The sequence below is a fragment of the Patescibacteria group bacterium genome, assembly GCA_027858235.1.
In the GTDB taxonomy this organism is placed as follows: domain Bacteria; phylum Patescibacteriota; class Patescibacteriia; order Patescibacteriales; family BM507; genus BM507.
This window is the reverse complement of the sequence record JAQIDC010000002.1, coordinates 1-2,126: the sequence shown is the minus strand read 5'-3', so window position 1 is coordinate 2,126 and position 2,126 is coordinate 1. Positions and strand designations below refer to the sequence as shown.

Here is a 2,126-nt window from a genome sequence, read left to right as displayed (position 1 = left end):
TCTGGGCATCTCTAAATCTAGGTATTTCCATAGGTTCCAGCTTGACGGTAATTGTGTTTTTTGTATTTTTAATCCAGCCCTTAGAGCTTGTGATTGCGTCCAGTACCGGTAACAGGTCACGGTTATCTGGTAAATAGGAAAATAATAATTTGGCTAATTGTTTTCTACTATTCCAAAATATCATTTCTGATATGTTCCACCATTTTTTTGATTCATTATCAATAGTTTTAAAAGCCCTTGAGTCTGTTTGTCTAATGTCTATACGCTTATGGCACTCTGCTATTTTAATATTAATCTGTTTAATTTCTTCTCCTACAGTTTCTCTTTTATTTATGTTTTTTTCTCGAACGGCTGATTTCCTATGAGTTCCGTCTTTATTGAATTTCAGCTCTTTTTTACCTAATTCTTTCTGGATTTTTGAAAGCTCCCCCTTTTTTCTCTTCAACTCTTTTTTTAGGGCAATATACTCTGGATTTGTAATTTCCTGATGCTCACTTTCCAATTCTATTTTCCAGACCGGATTATAATGCATGTTTGTCCGTGTACCTAAATGCTTAAAGCCGTTCTCGCTGCATCCCCAACGGTTCAGCATGCTGTCAACAATAACCTCAGTGGTTTCGATTGTGTCATTGGTTACAATAGCAAAAGTCTCCCCGGTATCGGTGTTACGTGAAATGACACGCCTTAATTCAATGCTCTTTTTATTTATGCTCTGATAAGTCTTTTTCTCTTCAAAAAAGATGTATTTCTTATTATTTAGTTTTAGGTGACCGCAAAACATATCGGTATCTAATTTTGCCAGTTGTGCTTTGTCACAATTTTTTTCCCATGTGACAAAGCGTAGTTTTTTTATTGATAAAAAATTCTCTACGCCCCATAACTCCCTATCTACAACAACTAATGGGGGAAGGTCTTTATTATAGGTGGTAATTAAGGAACTTATCTGGCGCAAACTTTCGATCATGTCGCCCTTACCTTCCTGAATATCAAAATAAACAATATTGCCACTACTGTCATGCCCAAAAAATTCGGTCTGACCGGGCATCATCAGATCTCGTTGGGTAGAATGGGCTTTATGTATTTTTTCTTTACCTGAATAAGGTACTAAGTGACCATCTAAAAATATACGCCAGATAGAAACAATCCCTTTTATTATCTGAATCCTGAAAAATTTCGACATCCCCTGGCTGGCTTTTTTTAATAAAACCAATCCCCAAATATCTTCACGGACTTTTGCCAAATGGGGAAGGGTCTTTAAACCTATTATCTGTCCGAACTCCTTCCGATATGCAGTTTTAAATTGTTCTACCGATAATATTTTGTTTACCTGCATCATCACAAACATAAGGGGTACCCATATGTAATTGCCAACAAGGGGAGATAATTGTTTTAATAAATCAAATTTAGATATTAAAATGGCTAGATACAACATGCTTCCACTATATCTATTTTCTTGATAATCATTGAGTTCTATGTATAGTTCATTAGCGTTGGCACAATATTTTTCTTCAACTTCTGTTTCTTTGTCAAAGCTTATTGTCAATTCTTTTTTTTCGATTGCCTGCCTGGCCTCCAAGCGGGCGTGTTCCATATTACGTGCCTTATTGCCAGTAAAGCGCTTGGGGTTTTTCTTCCAACTGTCCTTCGTATTGTTGATTAAACCGCTTGAACCGTTTTTACGGTAAATATCAACCCAATTATTGATGCTCTGTCGTGAAATCCCCAAGCTGGAGGCCAATTTGGTTCTATTTACACCCAGACGCTCAACCAAATCGACAACGAAAAGTCGTTTATCTATCGCTGGGCTAAGACTTTGCTCCTTAGTGAAAACACCATTTAGATATAAGTGAACCGTATTCTTGTCTGATGTTTTCTTTAAAGCATAGCCTTTGTCAATAAAATCAAATTGTTGTTCAGTATCGGAAAAAAGATTGCCCATTTTTTAGTATCGAATTTCCTGCAATTATAACTAAAAAATAACAAAGTAAAAACTTGTTTTTTTATATATTTATTTGTACATTATAATAAATAAATATCCTTAGCGTCCAATTATATCGCAAATAGCTAGGATTCCCCTCTTTTCCTTATGTTTGAGCTGTTTTGAAAAAGCAAACTACGAAGTCTGA

At 35.5% G+C, this 2,126-nt stretch carries 1 protein-coding gene; it reads right to left on the bottom strand.

From position 1 onward, the window contains the following. The coding region (locus tag PF572_00030) for a helix-turn-helix domain-containing protein (protein MDA3839457.1) at window positions 1-1,939 on the bottom strand (1,939 nt) is incomplete at its 3' end. Between the last annotated feature and the right edge of the window lie 187 nt (window positions 1,940-2,126).